Below are 17,242 nucleotides of genomic sequence, written 5' to 3' on the forward strand. Positions count from 1 at the left end.
TTTAATAGCTGCTCGCGCACAAACGACAAGGGCTGGATGCCAGTATGGCATCCAGCCCTTGTTTTTTGGATCACAACCGGCGTCAGTAGTCGTCGCCACCACCCATGCCACCATGGGCGAGGTTCTCGAACTTGGTGAAGCGGTTCATGAAAGCCAGCTTCACCGTACCCGTCGGGCCGTTACGCTGCTTGGCAATGATGACCTCGGCCACACCGGGTTCCTTGCACTGGTCCTTGGTGTAGTACTCGTCGCGGTAAATGAACATGATGATGTCCGCATCCTGCTCGATAGCGCCGGATTCGCGCAAGTCACTCATCATGGGGCGCTTGTCAGGGCGTTGCTCCACCGAGCGGTTGAGCTGCGAGAGCGCAATCACCGGGCACTTGAGTTCACGCGCCAGCATCTTCAGGCCCCGCGAGATTTCGCCCAGTTCGGTCGCGCGGTTCTCACCATCCCCGCTGCTACCGCTCATCAGCTGCAGGTAGTCGACCACGATAAGGCCTAGCTGGCCGCACTGCCGCGCCAGGCGGCGTGCATTGGCGCGCACCTCGCTGGAGTTCAGGCCCGCGCTTTCGTCAATGTGCAAGGAAATGGTGCGGAGCTTCTCGATCGCCTCGGACAGACGCGGCCACTCGTCGTCGGTGAGCTTGCCGGTGCGCAGATGGCCCTGGTCGATGCGACCGATAGAACCCACGATACGCACGGCCAACTGGGCGGCGCCCATTTCCATGGAGAAGATGGCGACCGGCAGGCCTTCATTGAGAGCCACGTGCTCGGCGATATTGATGGCCAGTGCGGTCTTGCCCATGGAGGGACGCGCTGCCAGCACGATCAGGTCACCGGGCTGCAGGCCGGCTGTCATGCGGTCGAAATCGTAGAAACCCGTGGGCACCCCGGTCACGTCGTTGGGGTTGTCAGCCATCTCCTGCACGCGGTCGAGCAGATTGACCACCAGCGTATCCATGGCCTGGAAGCCCTGCTTGTTGCGCTTGCCGGCTTCACCGATGTTGAAGATCTTCTGTTCGGACTCATCCACGATCTCCGACACCAACCGCCCCTTGGGGTTGAAGGCATTGGTGGCGATTTCGTCGCTGGCGCTGACCAGCTTGCGCAGGATGGAGCGGTCACGCACGATCTCGGCGTAGCGCCGGATATTGCTGGCGCTGGGCACATACTGGGCTAGCGAATTCAGGTAGGCCAGACCACCAATCTCTTCGGCCTTGCCTTGGCTTTGCAACTGCTCGAACACCGTGATCACGTCGGCCGGCTTGTTGCCGTTGATCAGGGCACCGATGGTGGCGTAAATCAGGCGGTGCTCGTAACGGTAGAAGTCGTCATCCACCAACACATCACCCACGCGGTCCCAGGCCTCGTTGTCCAGCAAGAGGCCACCCAGCACGCTGGACTCCCCCTCGATGGAGTTGGGTGGTACCCGCAATTGGGCGACCTGGCGGTCGGAATCAAAGCTCTCGCTGGCAGACAGTACGGCGGACATGGAGGTGTTCTTTCAAGCCTTTCATCTTACGTCGCGACGCGCGCGCAGCACGGGAAAAGGCTGGGGAAATCTTGTGGGGAAATGTGTACAACCCGGGACAACCGGTGCACAGCTCGCTCCAAAAGCAAAAAGCCGCCGGGGACCAGCCCCTGCGGCTTTTTGCGTCGGATGCACATCCTTGCGGATGCACACCCTCAAAGTGCCATTAAGCGGTTTCGCCGTACACGGACACGGTGATGTCAACCACCACGTCAGTGTGCAGAGCCACGCTCACGGTGCTGTCGCTCACGACCTTGATAGGACCGTTGGGCATGCGGATCTGGGACTTGACAACCTTGTAACCGGCCTTGACCAGTTCTTCAGCGATGTCGTAGTTGGTCACGGAACCGAACAGACGGCCATCCACGCCAGCCTTTTGGGTCAGCTTGATGGTGGTACCAGCCAGCTTTTCGCCCAGGGCCTGGCTTTCGGCCAGCTTGGCGGCAGCAGCCTTTTCCAGTTCGGCGCGCTTGGCTTCGAACTCAGCCTTGGCGGCTTCGGTCGCACGGCGTGCACGGCCGGAGGGGATCAGGAAGTTACGGGCATAACCGTCTTTCACCTTGACGATTTCGCCCAGGTTGCCGAGGTTCACGACCTTGTCGAGCAGAATGATTTGCATGGTCGGAGCTCCTTAGATCTTGTGCTGGTCGCTGTAAGGCAGCATCGCCAGGAAGCGAGCGCGCTTGATAGCGGTGTTCAGTTGGCGCTGGAAAATCGCGCGGGTGCCGGTCAGGCGTGCGGGGATGATCTTGCCGTTTTCAGCAATGAAATCGCGCAAGGTGTCGATGTCCTTGTAGTCGATTTCTTCCACACCGGTCACGGTGAAGCGGCAGAAACGCTTGCGCTTGAACAGCAGCGATTGGGTGTTGCGCTTGGGGCGCTTGTCTTTGTTGAAACGTTTTGGTCCGGGCATGATGGACTCCTAAAAATTAGTCTTGCAAAAAATCTTGAATGTGGAATACGACCGCTTTGCCTTGGCGTGCATTGGCAAGAAAACCGTTGAACTTCCAGACACTGCCGATGGCCTGCTTTGCAAGCCGCTCTGCCAATGTGCCGAAAGCCACTGCTTTCATTGCCACTTTCACGGTGCGCTGGCCTCCTGCTTCAGACACCTGGGACTCATGTTCGAGCCGCAGGTTCAGGGCGGGCAAGCCGGCTGGTGTGTAACGCATGGCTTCCACCTCTGCGATACAGGCACCAAGCACCAGTGCGTTGGATTGCACTCCTTGGGGCAAGGTAGGCGAATTACGCCTGTTGGTACTCGGCCTGTTGGGCCTTGCGTGCGTCTTCGCGTTCCACGGTCTTCATCATGGAAGAAGGACCAGTTTCGGCTTTCTTCTTCAGCACGGTCAGGTGGCGCAGCACGGCGTCGTTGAACTTGAACGCGTGTTCCAGTTCGGACATCACAGCCTGGTCGGCTTCGATGTTGACGCACAGATAGTGGGCCTTGGCCAGCTTGTTGATCATGTAGACCATCTGACGACGGCCCCAGTCTTCAACACGGTGCACCTTGCCACCGCCAGCGGTGATCATGCCCTTGTAACGTTCCAGCATTGCGGGAACTTGTTCGCTCTGATCCGGGTGGATCATGAGGATGATTTCGTAATGACGCATTGATACTCCTTGAGGATTTCCCGACACTCACGTGCCAGTCAAAAGTGAAAGCTGCCCCCGGCGTCTAAAACGGGGTGCAGCAAGGCGAAGCCAAAGATTATAGCTCAGCCCAAGTGTGGTGCCAAATCCTCGTCTGGTGTGGCCTGCGGGCGCCCCAATACGCTGCACAGCAAACCAGCCACAAAACCTGCCGGCACGCCAAAAACACCGGCAGAGATGGGCTGTATGCCCCACCACAGCCCATCCCCCTGCAAACCCAACGCTTGGCGCACGACCGGCAGGTTGATGGTCATGTAATAGACCGTGACGCCCAAGCCTGTCAGCATGGCCCCCACCGCACCGGTGCGCGTCATGCGCGGCCAGAAGATGCCCAGCACCATGGCTGGCACAAAGGCCGCCCCGGCCAGCGAGAAGGACGCCGAGACCAAATAGAGGATGCCGGCCGGGCGCTGCGCTGCCGCATAAGCGGCCACCAGCGCCACCACCAGCAATGCGAACTTGGACCACATGACACGCCGCATGGCCTGGGCCTTGCTGCTATTGCCTTCGAAATACACGTCATGGGCCAAGGCGTTGCCGATGGTGAGCAACAGGCCATCGGCAGTCGACAGGGCCGCGGCCAAGCCGCCAGCCGCCACCAACACCGAAACCACATAGGGCAAGCCACCGATCTCCGGTGTCGCCAGCATCACCAGATCGGGACCGATTTTCAGTTCGGCAAACTGCAGAATCCCATCCCCGTTCACGTCACTCACGCTCAGCAAAGCCGGGTCACGGGACCACTGGGAGATCCAGTGCGGCAAGGCATCCATGGGCTGGCCCACCAAATGCGCCATGACTTCGTACTTCACCAGCACGGCCAGCGCCGGTGCCGAGAGGTAGAGCATGGCGATAAACACCAGGGACCAGGCCACCGAGCGCCGCGCCTCAGCCACCGAAGGCGTGGTGTAGTAGCGCGTCAGCAGATGGGGCAGCCCCGCTGTGCCCACCATGAGGCAGAACATCAGGGCCAGGAAATTCGCGCGGGAGGTGTTGAAGTCCTTCTGCTCCTGGACCGTGCCATCCGGATTGCCGGCATAGGGGCGAATGTGCTCGGGCATGCCACCCAGAGGCTGGGCGCGTTCCAGGTTGTCGGCCAGGGCGCGACTCCAGCGTTCGCGCGCCGCATTGGCGTCGCGAGGCAAGGCTGCCAGCTCGCGTCGCAGATGCTGGGCCTGTGCACCATCGGCTTTCTGGTCTCCCAGCGCGCGCAACTGACGGCGCAATTCCTGACGCTCCTCTCGGAGCGCCGCCTCCACGTTCTGCAACTTGCCTTCCAGCTCGCGCGCCCGCTGGGCGTAAATGGCAATCACCTCCTGCTCCTGCGGCGAGGCCTTGAACTGGCGTTCCAGTTCGCTGATCTTGTTGAGTTGCTGCCCATAGGCCAGCGGCGCCAGCGGGTTGCCGGTCTGCTTGTAGGAAAGCCAGGACACCGGGATCAGAAAGGCCAGAATGATGATCAGGTACTGGGTAACCTGGGTCCAGGTGACTGCACGCATGCCGCCCAGGAAGGAGCAAACCAACACCCCACCCAGCCCGAGCAGGATGCCAATCTCGAAATGCACGCCAGTCAGGCGTGAAGTGATGAGGCCCACACCATAAATCTGCGCCACCACGTAGGTGAAGGAGCACAACACGGCCGCCAGCGCAGCCAGCATCCGCGGCCAGCGCCCCCCGTAGCGCACAGCAAAGTAATCAGGCACCGTGTAGAGATTCATGCGCCGCAGATAGGGAGCGACCAGCAGCGCCACCAGGCAAAAACCGCCCGTCCATCCCAGCACGTAGGCCAGGCCGCCTGGCAGGGCCCCTGCTCCCGAAAATCCTTGGAGGTACAAACCGCCAGCCATGCTGATGAAGGAGGCCGCGCTCATCCAGTCTGCCGCTGTGGCCATACCGTTGTAGAAGCCCGGAATGCGACGCCCTGCAACGTAATATTCGTTGGCATCCGCGGTGCGACCCACCACACCAATCACAGCGTAGAGCACCAGTGTGATGGACAGAAAAATGCCGGCCACCCAGGCTTTGGACAGCCCCAATGACTCACCCACTGCCAGCGCCACAATCAGCAGCACCACGGCCAGCACGTACCACGCAAAACGGCGGTGAATCCGCCGCTCGTACTGGCTGTAGTCAGCCGGATCAAAAACCATGGATTCGACATGGCGGCGGTTGGCCCGCCAGGCGAATACCACAACGATAGCGATGAAGGCCAGCACAGCGCCCTGCGCCGCGAACCAGTAGCCGATCGGCCAGGAAAGAACTTCCTGCTGCAGGTCGTGGGCAAAGAAGACCACGCCAAAAGACACTGCAAACCACAGCGCCAGCAGCCCTCCATGGAGCTGCCAGCGGCGTGTGGCTTGCGTGCCGGCCATCAGGCCATCAACCCGCGAGCTGCTGCCAGGTCGCGACGACGGAGTCCGGGTTCAGCGAAATGGACGAAATGCCCTGCTGCTCCAGCCACTGCGCGAAGTCGGGGTGGTCGCTGGGGCCTTGGCCGCAGATGCCCACATACTTGCCCTGCTTCTTGCAGGCCGCGATGGCCAGGCTGATCAGCGCCTTCACCGCAGGATCACGCTCGTCAAAGTCGGCGGCCAGCAACTCCAGGCCGGAATCGCGGTCCAGGCCCAGGCTCAGCTGGGTCAGATCGTTGGAGCCGATGGAGAAGCCGTCAAAGTGCTCCAGGAACTGCTCGGCCAGGATGGCGTTGCTGGGGATCTCGCACATCATGATGAGCTTGAGCCCGTCCACGCCGCGCTTGAGACCGTGGCGACCCAGCAGCTCGGTCACGCGCTGGGCCTGGCCCAGGGTGCGTACAAAGGGCACCATCACCTGCACGTTGCTCAGGCCCATCTCGTTGCGCACGCGCTTGAGTGCCTCGCATTCCATCGCAAAGGCCTCGCCGAACTCGGCGCTGATGTAACGCGCTGCACCGCGAAAGCCCAGCATGGGGTTTTCTTCCTCGGGCTCGTAGCGGCTGCCGCCGATGAGCTTGCGGTACTCGTTGCTCTTGAAGTCCGACAGGCGCACGATGACGGGCTTGGGCCAGAAGGCGGCGGCGATGGTGGCTACGCCTTCGGCCACGCGGTCCACATAAAAGGCGCGGGGCGAGGCGTGGCCGCGGGCCACGGATTCCACGGCCTTTTTCAGGTCGGCGTCCACATTGGGGTAGTCCAGGATGGCCTTGGGGTGCACGCCAATGTTGTTGTTGATGATGAACTCCAGGCGCGCCAAGCCCACGCCCTCGTTGGGCAGCTGGGCAAAGTCGAAGGCGAGCTGGGGGTTGCCCACGTTCATCATGATCTTGACGGGGATCTCGGGCATGGCGCCGCGCTGCACTTCCGACACCTCGGTTTCCAGCAGGCCGTCATAGATGAAACCGGTATCACCCTCGGCGCAGCTCACGGTAACCAACATACCGTCCTTGAGCAGGTCAGTCGCGTTGCCACAACCAACCACGGCCGGAATGCCCAGCTCACGCGCAATGATGGCCGCGTGGCAGGTACGGCCGCCGCGGTTGGTGACGATAGCGCTGGCGCGCTTCATGACCGGTTCCCAGTTCGGGTCGGTCATGTCAGTGACCAGGATATCGCCGGCCTGCACGGTGTCCATCTCGCTGATGTTGTGCACGATGCGTACGGGGCCGGTGCCAATCTTCTGGCCAATCGCGCGACCTTCTACCAGCACATTGCCTTTGCCCTTGAGCTTGTAGCGGTACTCGGCCTGGGTGCCGGCCTGGCTCTTCACAGTCTCGGGGCGGGCCTGCAGGATATAGAGCTGCCCGTCCACGCCGTCCTTGCCCCACTCAATGTCCATGGGGCGACCGTAGTGCTCTTCGATCACCAGCGCGTACTTGGCCAACTGTTCGACGTCGGCATCGGTCAGCGAATAGCGGTTGCGCAGCTCGGTGGGCACATCAATGGTCTTGACCAGCTTGCCGCCAGCGGCCTTTTCCTCGGGGGTGGCAAACACCATTTGCAGCAACTTGGAGCCCAGGTTGCGGCGGATCAGCGCACGCTTGCCCGCCTTGAGCATGGGCTTGTGCACATAGAACTCGTCAGGGTTCACAGCACCCTGCACCACGGTTTCGCCCAGGCCATAGCTACTGGTGATGAACACCACTTGGTCAAAGCCGGATTCGGTGTCGATGGTGAACATCACGCCGGCCGCCCCGAGGTCCGAGCGCACCATGCGCTGCACGCCAGCCGACAGGGCCACCACGTCGTGGGCAAAGCCCTTGTGCACGCGGTAGCTGATGGCGCGGTCGTTGTAGAGGGAGGCGAACACCTCCTTCATCTTGTGCAGCACGTCTTCGATGCCGACCACGTTGAGGAAGGTCTCCTGCTGACCGGCAAACGAGGCGTCAGGCAAATCCTCTGCCGTGGCCGAAGAACGCACCGCAAAACTGGCCTGGACGTTACCTGCGGACAGTGTGGCAAAGGCCTCACGAATGGCTTTTTCCAGATCGGCAGGGAAAGGCTGGGCCTCCACCATGGCACGAATTTCAGCCCCAACCTGGGCCAGGGCCCGCACGTCTTCGGTGTCCAGATTCTTGAGCTTGGCGCTGATTTTGTCGGCCAGGCCGGCGTGCGCCAGGAACTGGCGGAAGGCATGGGCGGTGGTAGCGAAGCCCGTGGGCACGCGCACACCCTGCGGCAGCTGGGAAATCATCTCCCCCAGGGAGGCGTTCTTGCCCCCCACGGATTCCACATCGGCCACGCGCAGCAGCTCGAAGGGGACGACCAGGTCAGTCGGGTTGAAAAGTTTAGACATAGGATGCTCCAGAAGTTAAAACCTTTACAGGGCCCCGCGGGGAGATGTCACCCGCCTGCCGCAGCGCACGACCGTTCGTTCTCTGTTGTTGCTGTTATGGAATAACGAAGCGGTTACCAAATGCGCTAAATTGCACCGATTGTAGGTGGCAGGCGCAGCCCGCCGACCACCGGAAACCCGCCCGCGCTTGCAGATCACTGACACCCAGGACCACCGCACCATGCCCCAACGCACTGTTTTCTTCATTTCCGACGGCACCGGCATCACCGCCGAAACCTTTGGCAACGCCATCCTGGCCCAGTTTGAGATGAAGGCCCGTCATGTGCGCCTGCCCTTTGTGGACACGGCCGACAAGGCCCACCAGGCGGTACGCCAGATCAACCACACGGGCGTGGTGGACGGCGCCAAGCCCATTGTGTTCACCACACTGGTGAACATGGAGGTGCTGAAGGTCATCCAGGAGGGCTGCCAGGGCATGCTGTTGGACATGTTCGGCATGTTTGTGCACCCGCTGGAGACCGAGCTGCAGATCAAGTCCAACCACCGCATCGGCCGCTTCAGCGACGCCAGCAAGAGCAAGGAGTACCAGGACCGCATCGAGGCGATCAACTTCTCGCTGGCGCACGACGACGGCCAGAGCAACCGCGACCTGGAGCAGAGCGACGTGATCCTGGTCGGCGTGAGCCGTAGCGGCAAGACGCCCACCTCGCTGTATCTGGCCATGCAGTACGGCCTGAAGGCGTCCAACTACCCGCTGATCCCCGAAGACTTTGAGCGCCGCCAACTGCCCCCGGCGCTGGTGCCTCACAAGGGCAAGATCTTTGGCCTGACCATCCAGCCCGAACGCCTGAGCGAGATTCGCAACGAGCGGCGGCCCAACTCCAAATACGCCTCGCTGGAGAACTGCCGCATGGAAGTCAGCGAGGCCGAGGCCATGATGCGACGCACCGGCATCCGCTGGCTGTCAACGACTACCAAGTCCATCGAAGAGATTGCCACCACCATCCTGCAGGAAATCCACCCCGAGCGGCTGGTGTACTGATGGACTAAAGCCCCCACGCTCCGCCGCTACGCGGGTTGCCCCCAGGGATTGGCATTCATTCGCTATGAATTTCATAGCTTCTTGCGCATATTCCACGGGGTCTAGAGGCCAATTTCTTTAAAAACCGCTATTCCGGCACATAGACGATGTCGCCGTCCTTCATGCGGTAAGCGGTGCCGGCCTTGGCGCCCTCGCCCTGCCCGATCTGGCCGCTGGACTTGTAGCGCTCGATCTTCTCGCCCTTCTTCACCATCATTTCCATTGAGGGCTTGCCGGCGTCGGTAATCACCGTCACGTCCTGCTTGCTGAAGGCATTGAGCATGGGGTTTTGCGCCACGGTGATCAGCAACGCGGCGATGATGACGAGGAAGATGTCGATGATGTTGACCACCGACAGGATGGGGTCGTCGTTCTCGGGTTCGTGCAATAGCTTGAGGCTCATGCTGCTTTCCTCTTCTGCAGGGTTACCAGCTCTTCGGCCAGCCAGCGGCGGCGCACATTGGCCACCCAGTAGGTGATGCTGGCGGCGATCAGCGCCAGGATCACGGCAGAGAACGCCACGGTCAGGCTGCCCGAGACCTGGGCCAGGTTTCCGTCGGAGAGTGATTTGAGCGCGGGGCCCATGGGGATCATGGTGCCCACCAGGCCCAGCATGGGCGCGATACGGCTGGCCAGGCGCTCGGGTTCCAGCAGCTTGTGGGCAAACAGGTCGAGTTCGTCTTCGGTCGCTGCCGGGTTCTTCTCCACATAGCGGATCAGCGGAAAGCCGCCCGAGGTATCGGGCTTGCGACGCTGCAGCGCCTGCACGGTGAACGCGCCCAGCGCATAGAGCGCGTAGACAAACAACAGGGCCACCAGGGCCAGCACCGGCAGCAGGAAGAGCTGGCCGATCTGGTACATCAGGATTTCAATGGTCGAGCTTTGGCTCATGGTCTTTCCTCAGGGCTTGGGATTGGGGTTGGGAGAAGGAACTGGAGCGGCCAGGCCCGGCAAGGGCGTGGCGCACGGGTCGGGCTGCTCGGGCCCGGCGGCGGTGAACCACAGCAGGTCAAAGCCGGCACGGTCGTAATCGGCGGGCTGGCTGCGGTTGGCCGAGGTTTCCACCATGGCAATCGCCAGCGCGCGCGCCGGTTCTGCCAGGTAACGCGGCACGGCGCGGTCTGCCCGGACATGGCCGGCGCCGGCAATCAGCACCACGGGGCCGCCGGCGGCATCCAGCGTCTGGGCCATGCGGGCGTCACGGGCGCGCTGTGCGGCCACGATGCCGGCCAAGCGCGCGGCCTCAGGGCGATGGCCACAATGGCCCTGCACCACATCGTCTTCGAGAGCGGCCTGCTGCGCGGGCGTGGCCGGCGGCAACACCGGCACCACTTCGCCCAATGCAATCGGGCGAGCTTCAGCGCGCGAGAGGTTGGCCGCGCGCAGCGGCCATTGGCGCTGGGCAGCGAAGGCGATCAAGTCCTTGTACATGGGCCAGCGCCAGCCTTTGCGGTTGAGCTGGCCTGCGTCGGCCAGGGCTTCAGCATCGGTCTGGCCAGCGCGTTGCGCCTGGGTCAGCGCCGCCTGAAACTCGGAATCCAACTGTTCCATGGCCAAGGCAGGCTTGGCGCCCAGGGCAGCGAGACCTTTGAGCACATCCAGCTGGCGCGCATGGTGGGCCTCGCTGTCATGCTTTTCTCCCAACAGTACATAGCGTGCGGCCGCGGCGCGCTGGTAGAGCGCCTCCTCGGTGATGAACTGCTGCGCCCGCGTATCCCAGATACGGCCTTGCAGGGGGTGCGCTGTCTGGGCGTGGGTAGCCGTGGCCATGCACAGCCCCAGGCACAGCAGCACGCGCGTACCCAAGGTTTTCGTCTTCATGCTTTTCTCCATTGGCGCCAGGCCCCGATGGCCGGCATCACTAACAACAAGCCCACGGCGAACATCAGCATGGCACTCAGAGCTTGCACCACGGGCTCAGCCACCTTCTCCAGCTTCATGCCCTCGATCAGCGGGGGCGCTTCCTGGGGCACGGGCTTGGGTTCCGCCGGTGCCTGTTGCTGGGCCGGTGCGGCCGCAGCCGGGCGGGCTGCTGCCGCAGGGGCCGGGCTCACCGCACCATCCACAGGCTGGGCCAAACCATAGCCGGAGAGACCGACAAACTCTTGAAAGGTGGTGTTGCTGGTGCGCACGTCATAGCGCTTGGCCAGATCCTTGTAGCGGTCCTTGAGTTCATCCACTGTGGCGGCGTCGGCCTGCCAGTAGCCCTGGCGCGCCATTTCCAGCATGCGCTCCATCATCTGGGCCAGGGCGTGGGGGTTGTTCTTTTCCATGTACTGGCGCATACCCAGGTTGTGCTTATCGCGTACATAGACGTCGGCAAACTCCTGCCACTGGTCGTCCCGCACGATCTCGCGCGCCACCGTGGTCCAGCCGGTGAAGTTGTTCAGGCCGTCCAGCATCTGCAGCGTGCCCGCGTAGCCCTCTTTCATGAGGCCTTCGATATAGCCGGGGTGAAAGTTGCGCGTGTTGAGTTCCTTTGCCAGGAAACTGGCGGCATCTTCGGCCTTACCCGGGCCCGAACCGCGCAGGTTGGAGATGAAGAGCTCCGGCGCCTTGCCATCCAGGTAGCGCACCGCCGTGGCAATGCCACCCAGGTACTGGAAAGGATCGTCGGTGGTGAGCATGCCGTAGAGGTTGGAGCTGCGCGCCAGCACCGCACCCTGCGTGCCCTTGAGGTGGGCGGCATACAGGTTCATGCTGGCACCGCCGCTGTTACCGCCGGCCTCGCGCGCCAGGTCACCGCCGCTCTTGCCCCAGTCCGCCTCCACGGGGCCATAAGCGAACTGCATCTTGCGCAGGTAGAGCTCGGCCATCTTGCGGTCGCCCTCCTCCTTGGTCTTCCAGGTGTCGGTGGCCAGCGCCGCATCGTCCAGGCCCGAGCCGTAGTTGCCCGAGGCACCCGAGAAAATGCGCGTCTCGCCTGCACGCTGTGCCGCGTCAGCACGCCAGCCCTGGGCCACGAGTTGGCTGGCAATCGCCTTGGCGTTCTTGGCCACGGCGTTGTCCGCCTCGGCCGTGGCTTGCGAGGCAAGCTGGGCCGCGCGGGCTAGCTGCTTCATGACGTTGGGAAAGTGGTCGCGGTACAGGCCTGTGGCGGACAGCACCACGTCAATGCGCGAGCGGCCCAGATCCTTCCGCGGCACCAACTTCACATCGGTCACGCGGCCGCCGGCGTCCCACACGGGTTCCACACCCATGGCCCACAGGGCCTGCGCTTCGAGCATGCCCTGGTGGCGCATGGTTTCCACCGACCACAGCGTGAAGGTGAACTTGGAAGGCGTCACACCCGTCTTCTGCTTGTGCGCGGCGACCAGCTTGTCCAGCGCCTCTTTGCCGGCTGCCCAGGCGGCCTTGGTGGGCATGCGCGAGGGGTCAAAGCCGTACATATTGCGACCCGTAGGCAGGCTGTCGGGGTTCTTGATGGGGTCGCCACCGTAAGAAGTGGGAATGTAGCGCCCGCCGAGTGCTGCGAGCAGGCTGCGTGTTTCGTTTTCGGCCTGCAGGTCGGCGTAGTAGCGGCGCGCCTGCTCGACCATGGTCTTGAGCCTGGGTGGCAGGCCATCAGTGGGCTGCCCCTGCACCACATGCTTGACGAGCAGCTTGTAGGGGGCGGTCTGCGTCATCTTGCGGTAGTCGGCAATGATGGCTTCGTCGGCCTCCAGATCATTGCCGTCGACAAAGGTGGCCGTGGCTTCCCAGAACGGGGCACCCAGCATCATCAGCGTCGTGTAGAGGCGCCCCTGCTCGTCCGAGCCCTTGCCGAAGGTGTGCAGACCCAGCGGCTGGGCCGATTGCGCAAGCTCGTGCAGATGGTCGTGCAGGGTGTTGATGAACAGCGGGAACTCGCGCTCCATGCGCTCGGGTGTCCAGCCCATGTCGCGGTCAATGCGCTCCTTGCGCACCTGGGCGGTGATGGACAGGCGCAGTTGCTCCTTCACCGCGCCCTGGTCCTGGGCCAGCCAGGCGTGCAGGTCGTCATGCAGCTTGGTGAGCACGGCGTGCAGGCCGGCGGGGGCAAAGGGTGGCGTCTGGTGGCTGATGTTGACAGCGCGGCCACGGCGCTTGGTCTGCACGGCCTCGCCAATGTTGTCGACTATGTAAGGGTAGATCACGGGCACATTGCCCACGGCCATCAGCGGGTAGTCGTAGGCCCAGAGGCCACGCTCCTTGCCGGGCAGCCATTCCTGCGTGCCATGGGTGCCAAAGTGGATCAGTGCATCGGCCTTGAACTGGCTGCGCATCCACAAATAGCCCGCCATATAGGAATGAGGTGGTGCGGCACTGCTGGAGTGGTAAATGTCCTTGTTTTTGGCGTAGAGGCCACCGCCCAGGGGCTCGCCGCGCGGGGGCTGCGGCATGATGACCACGTTGCCCAGCTTGAGGCACGGGATGGCGAAGAAGGCCTCGCCATTGCGGCGCACCAGGAAGACCGATTTCTCGGGCTGCGCCACAGCCGCAGACCAGACCTCGCGCCGCTCCTCGGGCAGGCTGTCCAGCCATTTGCGGTAGGCCGACATGGGCAGCAACTCGGCCAGACCGTCGCGCACCAGCGCCTCCATTTCCTCGGCCACCGTGCCGGGCCGGTAAAACGGCGTGAGCAGACGCTGCAGCTTGCTGCGCAGCGTGTCGGCATCCATGACCTCGGTGCGGTAGCCCTCGGCCTTCATCGCTTCCAGCGTGCTCTGCAGGCTGGTGGGCAGGTTCATAAAAGAGGCGCCCAGGTTCTTCTCGCCCGCCGGGTAGTTCCAGAACATGATGGCCACGCGCTTGTCGGCATTGGGCGCATGGGCCAGGCGCGACAGGGCCAGGGCCTTGCCGACCACGGCGTCCGCCTGCTCGGGAATGGGCTGCAGCTGGTCGTTTTTGTCGGTGGCGGCGATGACCATGATGTCGTGCACACCCGCATACTCGGGCTGGGCCAGGTAGAAGGGCACATCCATGAGCGCAATGCCGGCGGTGTCGTTCCACCAGGCATCAGCCCCGCCCTTGCGGTAGGCCATGGCCTGGATGACCGGAATGCCCAGCGCCTCGAACTCGGTGCGGCGCCCCTCGGGATTGAGCATGATCTGCGTGGTGATCAGCACATCGGCCACGGGCTTGCCGCCAGGCGCCACCACCTCGGTATTGGCCTTGTTGTCCATGACCGGGCTGTAGAACGCCAGCGGCACCGCACCGGCCGCCTCAATGCGGGTGATGAGGTCGTCAATCATGCCGGTCTGCTCGGCTGCAATCGCCTGCTGATGGAAAGCCACCGCAATCACCGGCTTGCCCTTGGGCGCACCCTTCCAGCGCAGGTAGGACGCCGTATCGGCAAACACCAGTGAAGGGGCCTTGGGGTGGTAGATGGCGGTGGCCGGGAACACCTGGGGCGCAGCGATGTCTTTCCAGGGCTTCTTGGCAAAGTGCGCGGCAACGGTGGCAAAGAAACCTGCGCTGTTGGTGCGTCCACCGTTCACGTAATAGGCGTGCAGGCGCTTGGCCAGATCGTCGGCCAGATTCGTCCAGCGCGGGTTGCTGGTATGCAGCCACAGCACCGGTGTCTTGACTTGCGCCAGCGCGGGCAACGCGTCATTCACTTTGGCAGCGATAGCCTCTTGGATGTGGTCACGCGGCGCGTCGAACAACACCATGTCATAGCCCGCCCACAGGCGCGCATCGACCACGCCCATCTTCTCGATGAACTTGGCCTCGACCTTCACCCCATAGGGGGCAGCTGCATCGGAGAGCACCTTGAACTTACCTGGCGTGATGGGGCTGCCGGTGACAAACAAGAGCGAAGTCGCCAAGGCAGTCGACGGCAGCAGCAGGGTCGCTAGGCACAGCAGCGCACCAGAACACAGCAGGCGCCAGCGCCGCCAATAGGTCGCATCCATCATTCCATCACCTCAATAAAAAACCGGGAACACCGCGAGGCGTCCCCGGGAAACGGTGCCCTCACCGTTAAAAGCTGTGGGTTACGCTGATCTTGAAGTTGCGACCGGGTTGGGTGTAGGCATCAACGGTGTTGCTGGTTGCCGCCAGGTCACGCACATCCGCCCACTCCACATACTTCTTGTCAAACACGTTGTAAAGGCCTGCCGTCAAGCGGGTGGCCTTGCTGAAGCTGTACCAGCCGGACACATCCATCACGCCGTAGCCGCCAGGCGTCACCTTGGTGGCATCGGGGTTGCGGTCCTTGCGATCCACCAAAGTCCACTGCGTTGCCAGGCCCCATTGGGCGCCGCGGTCGTAGCTCATGCCCAGAATGAGTTTGTCCGGGTCAATGGTGGCCAGCGGCGTGGTCACACCACTGCTTTCCGAATCACCTTCTGCGTGGGCATAAGCAGCTGACACTTGCCAACCCTTCGCAAATTCCCAGTTGGTGCGTGCCTCAAACCCTTTGATCACGACCTTGCTCAAATTGATGGACTGGTACACGTCAAGCGTAGGAGCCGGGTTGTCCTGTACCTTCACATTGCTTGCAATAAAGTCCTTGTAGTTGCCCTGGAACACAGCAACGCTGTAAGTGTTCCTGGTATCGGCGATACGGCCGCGCAAGCCCAGCTCGATGGTGTCGCTGCTTTCAGATTTCAGGTTGGGGTTCCCGATGGAGGTGTACGGGTCGGCCGCCGTCGTATTGGTCACGCCACCATTGACTTGACTGGGCTTGGGCGCACGGAAGCCATGGGCATAGTTTGCAAACACCTGCGCCATGGGCGCCAGCTTCCAGATCACGCCCAGACGGGGGGACACAGCAGAGTCACTTAGCTCGGAAGGCACTGCCGTGTTGTTCACACGGTAGAGCGCGTCAGGCTTGGGCGTGAGCTTGAAACTGTCGTAACGGACGCCCGGGGTGACGCTGAAAGCACCCAGCGTGATTTCATCCTGCAGATAGGCACCGGTCACACGGTAGTCCGTGTCGGGGAAGCTCTTGTTCGGTACAAAAGCAGTCCCGGAACTGTTGTAGCCCTCTTTCAGCGAGGTCACGTCGGTCAGCGACGTGTCCAGGCCATACACAAGACGGTGCGCGACCCGTTTGCCCAGATTGCTTTCCATTTGCAGGTTGGCGCCCAATGTGTTCTCACCATAGCCGGTGTCGCGGGTGCGCACCAGCGGGGCTGTCGAGCGCGCCTCATAGCCGTATTGCTGGTTCTGCGATTTCTGGGCATAAACGCCGACGTTCAACAGGTCAAACCACAGCCCTGACGGGGCATAGCGGTAATCCAGTTTGGCCATGTCACGGGCGATGTTCTCCTTGACATTGACAGCGGTCAGCGTCGCCACCGTAAAAGGGTCGCCAAAGAAACTCTTGACATCCGTATCGTTCTTGCGGCGCAGCGATTCGGCAGTCAGCTTGATCTGGTGCGCTGCACTGGGGCTCAGCACCAACTTGGCCAAGACGTAGTCGGCCTGGTTGTCAGAGGGGTTGGGCGTTGTGCGATTCAGATTGGCCACGTCGTTGGTGCCCATATTGCTGGTCTGATGGCCGCGACGCAGACTGGCCAAGACCAAACCTTGAACGCCATCACCCTTGAAGGCAAAACTGGGCGACAACTGGAAGGAGTTGTCCACCGAGGCATACGCCGTCTTGAGGTTGAACTGCTGGGCTTTGCCCAAGGACAGCAAGTCTTCAGGTTCCTTGGTCACAAAACTGACCGCGCCCGCCAAACCGTCTGAACCGTACTGGCTGCTGGCGCCTCCGCGCAGCAATTCCACCCGCTTGTAGCCTTCAGGTTCAATCGTGTCGCCTCGTCCTGCGGCATACGGGCCGCTGGCGTAGGTGGAAGGGAGGCTCACGCCATCCACCTGCAAGCGCACCTGATCTCCTTCAAGGCCGCGGATGTTCACGCCTTCATTGCCAGCGCGACCGGTCGCATAAAACACGCCCGATGACCGATTCGGCTGGGAGCGGACGGACACACCCACTTCGCTGCGCAGCAGGTCTTCAAGGTCGGTCGGATTTTCCAGCGCAATGGTGTCCGCACTGATCACGGTCATCGTTGCAGGAACATCATCGAGTTCCTGCTCCACGCGGCTGGCGCTGACAACCACTTCCTTGAGCGTGGCAACGGGGATTGTGGCTGCCGGGGGCACTGCAGGTGCGGTTTGCGCGACAGCAGCCACACTGCCAAAAGCCAAGCCCAGACACAAGGAGAGCCGCGTTAATGAAAAGTGATCATGGGCCGGTACGTGCGCCATACAAAACCTTTTGAGAAAAATTT

General features: G+C 62.3%; 13 protein-coding genes. 1 reads left to right on the plus strand and 12 read right to left on the minus strand.

All coding sequences use genetic code 11. The features are described from left to right. Positions 1 to 82 precede the first annotated feature (82 nt). The 7 genes from dnaB to ppsA form a co-directional block, all read right to left on the minus strand. On the minus strand, positions 83 to 1,495 hold the full coding sequence (dnaB, locus tag AC1RNN_RS06700; RefSeq protein WP_493087572.1) for a replicative DNA helicase: 1,413 nt from the start codon (positions 1,493 to 1,495) through the stop codon (positions 83 to 85). A 205-nt stretch (positions 1,496 to 1,700) separates the two neighbouring features. Then, the gene (rplI, locus tag AC1RNN_RS06705; protein ID WP_493087570.1) at positions 1,701 to 2,153 is read right to left on the minus strand and encodes a 50S ribosomal protein L9; all 453 of its coding nucleotides are present in this window, start codon (positions 2,151 to 2,153) and stop codon (positions 1,701 to 1,703) included. A 12-nt stretch (positions 2,154 to 2,165) separates the two neighbouring features. Next, positions 2,166 to 2,447: a 30S ribosomal protein S18 gene (rpsR, locus tag AC1RNN_RS06710; RefSeq protein ID WP_029708819.1), complete on the minus strand. Its 282-nt coding sequence runs from the start codon at positions 2,445 to 2,447 to the stop codon at positions 2,166 to 2,168. A 16-nt stretch (positions 2,448 to 2,463) separates the two neighbouring features. After that, entirely contained in the window at positions 2,464 to 2,757 is a 294-nt protein-coding gene (priB, locus tag AC1RNN_RS06715) for a primosomal replication protein N (protein ID WP_493087568.1), read from the minus strand. A gap of 22 nt (positions 2,758 to 2,779) precedes the next feature. Next, a complete protein-coding gene (gene rpsF, locus AC1RNN_RS06720; RefSeq protein ID WP_493087566.1) occupies positions 2,780 to 3,148 on the minus strand; it encodes a 30S ribosomal protein S6 in 369 nt (122 codons plus the stop codon). A gap of 104 nt (positions 3,149 to 3,252) precedes the next feature. Further along, a complete protein-coding gene (locus AC1RNN_RS06725; protein WP_493087564.1) occupies positions 3,253 to 5,559 on the minus strand; it encodes a VC_2705 family sodium/solute symporter in 2,307 nt (768 codons plus the stop codon). A gap of 7 nt (positions 5,560 to 5,566) precedes the next feature. Then, positions 5,567 to 7,957, minus strand: coding sequence for a phosphoenolpyruvate synthase (gene ppsA, locus AC1RNN_RS06730; RefSeq protein ID WP_493087563.1), 2,391 nt, complete (start codon positions 7,955 to 7,957; stop codon positions 5,567 to 5,569). A gap of 220 nt (positions 7,958 to 8,177) precedes the next feature. Between ppsA and ppsR the strand changes: the two genes are divergently transcribed. After that, positions 8,178 to 8,999: a posphoenolpyruvate synthetase regulatory kinase/phosphorylase PpsR gene (gene ppsR, locus AC1RNN_RS06735; protein ID WP_493087562.1), complete on the plus strand. Its 822-nt coding sequence runs from the start codon at positions 8,178 to 8,180 to the stop codon at positions 8,997 to 8,999. Positions 9,000 to 9,126: 127 nt separating this feature from the next. Here the strand turns inward: ppsR and AC1RNN_RS06740 are convergent, their stop codons facing one another. The 5 genes from AC1RNN_RS06740 to AC1RNN_RS06760 form a co-directional block, all read right to left on the minus strand. Further along, positions 9,127 to 9,441, minus strand: a complete 315-nt coding sequence (locus AC1RNN_RS06740; protein ID WP_493087560.1) for a DUF2149 domain-containing protein — start codon at positions 9,439 to 9,441, stop codon at positions 9,127 to 9,129. Continuing rightward, entirely contained in the window at positions 9,438 to 9,929 is a 492-nt protein-coding gene (locus tag AC1RNN_RS06745) for a MotA/TolQ/ExbB proton channel family protein (protein WP_493087558.1), read from the minus strand. The genes AC1RNN_RS06740 and AC1RNN_RS06745 overlap by 4 nt, the downstream gene beginning before the upstream one ends. 9 nt (positions 9,930 to 9,938) lie before the next feature. Beyond that, positions 9,939 to 10,859 carry a ChaN family lipoprotein gene (locus tag AC1RNN_RS06750; RefSeq protein WP_493087557.1) on the minus strand — a complete coding sequence of 307 codons (921 nt, stop codon included), beginning with the start codon at positions 10,857 to 10,859 and terminating at the stop codon, positions 9,939 to 9,941. Further along, a complete protein-coding gene (cobN, locus tag AC1RNN_RS06755; protein ID WP_493087555.1) occupies positions 10,856 to 14,914 on the minus strand; it encodes a cobaltochelatase subunit CobN in 4,059 nt (1,352 codons plus the stop codon). The genes AC1RNN_RS06750 and cobN overlap by 4 nt, the downstream gene beginning before the upstream one ends. Positions 14,915 to 14,981: 67 nt before the next feature. Further along, positions 14,982 to 17,219, minus strand: coding sequence for a TonB-dependent hemoglobin/transferrin/lactoferrin family receptor (locus AC1RNN_RS06760; RefSeq protein ID WP_493087553.1), 2,238 nt, complete (start codon positions 17,217 to 17,219; stop codon positions 14,982 to 14,984). Positions 17,220 to 17,242 lie beyond the last annotated feature (23 nt).

The organism is Rhodoferax sp. GW822-FHT02D07, assembly GCF_058802405.1.

Bases quoted from the DNA above. Each gene is read 5' to 3' on its own strand.
- dnaB (WP_493087572.1), bottom strand. From the start codon at position 1,495: ATGTCCGCCGTACTGTCTGCCAGCGAGAGCTTTGATTCCGACCGCCAG.
- rplI (WP_493087570.1), bottom strand. From the start codon at position 2,153: ATGCAAATCATTCTGCTCGACAAGGTCGTGAACCTCGGCAACCTGGGC.
- rpsR (WP_029708819.1), bottom strand. From the start codon at position 2,447: ATGCCCGGACCAAAACGTTTCAACAAAGACAAGCGCCCCAAGCGCAAC.
- rpsF (WP_493087566.1), bottom strand. From the start codon at position 3,148: ATGCGTCATTACGAAATCATCCTCATGATCCACCCGGATCAGAGCGAA.
- AC1RNN_RS06725 (WP_493087564.1), bottom strand. From the start codon at position 5,559: ATGGCCGGCACGCAAGCCACACGCCGCTGGCAGCTCCATGGAGGGCTG.
- ppsA (WP_493087563.1), bottom strand. From the start codon at position 7,957: ATGTCTAAACTTTTCAACCCGACTGACCTGGTCGTCCCCTTCGAGCTG.
- ppsR (WP_493087562.1), top strand. From the start codon at position 8,178: ATGCCCCAACGCACTGTTTTCTTCATTTCCGACGGCACCGGCATCACC.
- AC1RNN_RS06740 (WP_493087560.1), bottom strand. From the start codon at position 9,441: ATGAGCCTCAAGCTATTGCACGAACCCGAGAACGACGACCCCATCCTG.
- AC1RNN_RS06745 (WP_493087558.1), bottom strand. From the start codon at position 9,929: ATGAGCCAAAGCTCGACCATTGAAATCCTGATGTACCAGATCGGCCAG.
- AC1RNN_RS06750 (WP_493087557.1), bottom strand. From the start codon at position 10,859: ATGAAGACGAAAACCTTGGGTACGCGCGTGCTGCTGTGCCTGGGGCTG.
- cobN (WP_493087555.1), bottom strand. From the start codon at position 14,914: ATGGATGCGACCTATTGGCGGCGCTGGCGCCTGCTGTGTTCTGGTGCG.
- AC1RNN_RS06760 (WP_493087553.1), bottom strand. From the start codon at position 17,219: ATGGCGCACGTACCGGCCCATGATCACTTTTCATTAACGCGGCTCTCC.